The following is a 4,252-nucleotide window of genomic DNA, read 5'->3' as shown; positions in this document are numbered from 1 at the left end:
CACACCACACGAAAACCAATATTGCCGACGAGGTGCCTCAAGGCCGGATTAAAGACGCCGCGAGACCCAGAACGGCAGTTTTTAGGCAAGGTGTAGCAGGAACCACCCCGCCACACCCGATATTTATTATCATTTTCATTATGGCTATCCGGTTCATCTTCCCAGGCACTGCCATCTGTCGGCGCACCTTTATAGTTTGAGTGCCAATGGTCTGCACACCACTCCCACACATTCCCATGCATATCGTAGAGTCCAAAGTCATTGGCTACCCCAAAACTCCCCACTGGGGTGGTTTCTCTACGATAAATCCCTGATGGCCCATTACCATAAGATCCTTTCCAACCACCGTGTTGATCATCTGTTCCATTGTAGTTAGCAAACTCTGTAGTAATCGTCTCTCCAAAATGAAACGGGGTAGTTGTTCCGGCTCTACAGGCGTACTCCCACTGGGCTTCACTGGGCAAGCGATAAGGGCGTTTGGTATACTCGGACAGCCGCTCACAAAACTCTACCGCATCAGACCAAGAGACTGTATCTACAGGTCGGTCTTTCCCTTTAAAATAGGATGGATTGGGTTCAAGTTCTCTGTTGACTTGGAGTAGGGCGGCCACCGCTTGCCATTGGGCTTGGGTAACTGGGTATTTACCCATGAAGAAGGATTTAACCGTGACTTGATGCTGGGGAATTTCACTGTCTCTATGCCCCTCTTCGGTTTCTGGGGAACCCATCTCGAAAGTGCCACTGGGGATGGCTACCATGTCCAAGGTGATACCATTTCCCAAATCTTCAGTGAAGTACTGAATTTGTCGCCGATGGCGTTTGATATTAAGTTTTGATTGCTGTTCTTCTTTACTTCTTTCTGGCATCACCATTCTTTGGTTTAACTGATGGATTCACTGGCATCTTGTGTAGAACTGGCATCTTGTGTAGAACTGGCATCTTGCCAGTGACCAGATCAATGATTAGTGGTAGAACTGGCATCTTGCCAGTGATAATATTATTAGTGGTAGAACTGGCATCTTGTGTAGAACTGGCATCTTGCCAGTGATAATATTATTAGTGGTAGAACTGGCATCTTGCCAGTGATAATATTATTAGTGGTAGAACTGGCATCTTGCCAGTGATAATATTATTAGTGGTAGAACTGGCATCTTGTGTAGAACTGGCATCTTGCCAGTGATATTATTATTAGTGGTAGAACTGGCATCTTGCCAGTGATATTATTATTATTCGATTGAGATTGACACTGGCATCAAGCCGATTCCCCAGCCACTGGCATCAAGCCGATTCCCCAACCACTGGCAAGATGCCAGTTCTACGGCGGGGAGAGGGAAGAGGGAAAAGAGAACACAGGGCAAAAGGGCAAAAGGGTAAAGGGTTACCGAGTCTACGCCCACCCACACACCACACGAAAACCAAAAATGAGGTCGTTGCGCCTGAGGGCCGGATTATAGTTGTTGCGAGACCCAGAACGGCAGCCTACAGGGAAGCTCCCCCAACAACCGCCCCGCAACAGCCACCAATGATTATCATTTTCATTTTTATTTTCAGGGTCATCTTCCCAGGCACTGCCATCTGTCGGCGCACCTTCATAGTTTGAGTGCCAATGGTCTGCACACCACTCCCACACATTTCCATGCATATCGTAGAGTCCAAAGTCATTGGCTACCCCAAAACTTCCCACTGGGGTTGTTTCCTGAACATATTTGCCTTTGGAACCAGAGCCATAAGTATAGTTGCCATCATAGTTAGCTAGGTCCGTTGTAATTGTCTCACCAAAATGAAACGGAGTTGTTGTTCCGGCTCGACAAGCATACTCCCACTCGGCTTCACTGGGCAAGCGATAAGGGCGTTTCGTATACTGGGACACCCGCTCACAAAATTCCACCGCATCATACCAAGAGACTGTATCTACAGGTCGGTTTTCCCCTTTAAAATAGGATGGATCGGGTTCAAGTTTTCTGTTGACTTGGGGTAGGGCGGCCACCGCTTGCCATTGGGCTTGGGTCACTGGGTATTTGCCCATCAAGAAGGATTTAACCGTGACTTGATGCTGGGGACTTTCATCATCACTATGCCCCTGTTCTGTTTCTGGGGAACCCATAACGAAAGTGCCACCGGGGATGGCAAGCATCTCTAGCTCAACTCCATTCCCTAAGTCTTCGGTAAAACCATAAGCTCGGTGCTGATGACGGTTGATGATTAGTTCTGTTTCTGTTCTCAACCGGCCTTTTGGTTTCAACTCAATAGTTGCCACTTCAAAGTCAAAAGGTTTTAACTCAATCTCTGTCCCTGCTCCCAGCCCAATGGTTACCACCTCACATTCAAAGGTTTGCATGGGTGGAAAACCTTCCAGCTGAGTGACTGGATTAAGGCTAAGGTTTACCCCATGAACACCATAGGATTGACCAGCATCAGGGGGAATTTGACCTTTGAGCCAGATTCCGAGGGATTCAGCAAATTTCATTAAGGAGTCATATTGACTCAACTGGGGTCTAAATTCTTGAATTAAACGCTGTAATCGGGCTAATTCTGCCTGTCCATTTTTTCCTCGGTTAACCAATCCTTGTAGGGCTGTGGCAATCTCCTGTTCTGCTTCAGTGCGATGTTGATCTAAATACACCATGGCTGCCCATTGTTGTGCCTGGAATTCTCGCTGTCGGCTAGGGGGATGGGTTCCCATTAAATAAGTCACGTAGTCCATCAGCAATTGGGCGACGGATTTGAGGCGATTTGTGCCAAATTTATGCTGAAATTCTGGTGTTTCAAATTGTGCCAATAAATTAGACCGTACCGCCGGAGTCATGGCATATAATTCATAACCAACTGGACGGCATAACTCCGATAACAGTAAATCCGCTTCTGCTATCCAAGGCACTTCCTGGTTCAGTAAAAATTGCACTCGGATATAATTGACCAATTCCGGAGTCAAAACCAAGGGCAAGGCGCAATGACAAGCTAGATAGCGATAGTTGGGCTGAAACCTGGCCACAAACCGTTCAATTTGTTGCCTGGCTAATTCTCCCGTTAATTGGTCAGATGAGGAAGTTGTCATAGATCTTAACGAATCTGTGCGATCGCTTGATTTAACCCATGAGGATCGAGGGGGTACATTGGTACTAAATGAGCGATAAATTGGGCAGTGCTTCCCTGCCAGCGTTCAGAGGGAACGGGATTCAACCAGGCAATTAACTTGGTATGCTGTTTAATGTGCCACAAAACTTCAGCGGTTGCTGAAAATCTTTCCGAACGGCGATCGCCACGAGCTGCTCCCCCATCGCTGACAATTAAAACACTGGTATCCCCATCGGACTCTGCCAAAATTGACTCAAACTTTACCTTTTCGGTTAGATAAGGGTCGTTATAAACATACTCTGGTGGAACGTTGTGGAAATAGCCCACCCGCACCCGTTCGATATTACTGTCGTGTTGGGCGGTTTCCACTAAATCTCGGGTAAAGCGGTGAAAGGGAGTCATAGAGCCTTCGTGATCCAGCAACAAGAGCAAATCAGCGTGATTTTGCTCCCTTCGGCTGTATTTGGGCTTTAAAAAAAATCCCTGTTGGCAGACCTTGGCAATTGTCCCTTCCACATCCAGAACATCTTCTCTACCATCTGCCACCATCCGCCGTAAATAACGCCAGCTATAAACCATATACCTGCGAGAAATGGGATAATACCCTTGGAAATCCCGGTCTTCTGTGTGTTCCAATACATTGATTGATGATTTGACCGGCAGTAAGGATAATTCAGGAACTGGAGTAGGAGAGTCTACCCTTGAGGGAACCTGTTCCTCAGAGGATACAGGAGGAGGATTCTTAGGGGAGGACGATGATTCCGATGATTCTGAGGGAAATTCCCTTGGTTTTTCGTCTTCTTGGCTTTCTTCTGCGCTAATGGAACGAAAAATGACTTCTAAATGATATTGTTGCTCTGGGGAATGACACCAAAGCGTCCGCAAAAGTTTTTTGAGAGCATTGGCATCCTGCACTCCCCAGCCGCCCTCCATAGCTTGTAAGGCAGCTAAATATTCATTAATTCCCAAGGCAAACCCATCCCGGCGCAAGCGGTAAAAGAGGCGAGTTAACAGAGGGCGGGGATTAAAGTTACTCATACCAATTTCATAAGACAGTGTAACACGTAGAAGATCCCCCTAAATCCCCCTTAACAAGGGGGACTTTCACTCCAGTTCCCCCCTTAACAAGGGGGGCTAGGGGGATCCCCCTAAATCCCCCTTGTTAAGGGGGATTTAG

General features: G+C 47.2%; 5 protein-coding genes. All 5 read right to left on the bottom strand.

Annotated features, from left to right (window positions below; genetic code table 11):
* Positions 1-872 (bottom strand): formylglycine-generating enzyme family protein (locus F6K37_RS33325; protein ID WP_287254962.1); only part of this gene is annotated, 872 nt, incomplete at its 3' end.
* A complete protein-coding gene (locus F6K37_RS33320) occupies positions 850-981 on the bottom strand; it encodes a hypothetical protein (protein WP_287254960.1) in 132 nt (43 codons plus the stop codon). The genes F6K37_RS33320 and F6K37_RS33325, both read right to left, overlap by 23 nt.
* Before the next feature lie 245 nt (positions 982-1,226).
* The gene (locus F6K37_RS33315; protein ID WP_287254958.1) at positions 1,227-1,397 is read right to left on the bottom strand and encodes a hypothetical protein; all 171 of its coding nucleotides are present in this window, start codon (positions 1,395-1,397) and stop codon (positions 1,227-1,229) included.
* On the bottom strand, positions 1,388-3,055 hold the full coding sequence (locus F6K37_RS33310) for a formylglycine-generating enzyme family protein (RefSeq protein WP_287254957.1): 1,668 nt from the start codon (positions 3,053-3,055) through the stop codon (positions 1,388-1,390). Before F6K37_RS33310 ends, F6K37_RS33315 begins: the two co-directional genes overlap by 10 nt.
* A gap of 5 nt (positions 3,056-3,060) precedes the next feature.
* Entirely contained in the window at positions 3,061-4,113 is a 1,053-nt protein-coding gene (locus tag F6K37_RS33305; protein ID WP_287254956.1) for a VWA containing CoxE family protein, read from the bottom strand.
* Positions 4,114-4,252: the final 139 nt, after the last annotated feature.

Source organism: Moorena sp. SIO4E2 (assembly GCF_010671945.1).
Taxonomy (GTDB): Bacteria; Cyanobacteriota; Cyanobacteriia; order Cyanobacteriales; family Coleofasciculaceae; genus Moorena; species Moorena producens.
The sequence above is the reverse complement of the archived record's forward strand: the minus strand, read 5'-3'. Positions and strand labels throughout refer to the sequence as shown.

Bases quoted from the DNA above. Each gene is read 5' to 3' on its own strand.
- F6K37_RS33305 (WP_287254956.1), bottom strand. From the start codon at position 4,113: ATGAGTAACTTTAATCCCCGCCCTCTGTTAACTCGCCTCTTTTACCGC.
- F6K37_RS33320 (WP_287254960.1), bottom strand. From the start codon at position 981: ATGCCAGTTCTACCACTAATCATTGATCTGGTCACTGGCAAGATGCCA.
- F6K37_RS33310 (WP_287254957.1), bottom strand. From the start codon at position 3,055: ATGACAACTTCCTCATCTGACCAATTAACGGGAGAATTAGCCAGGCAA.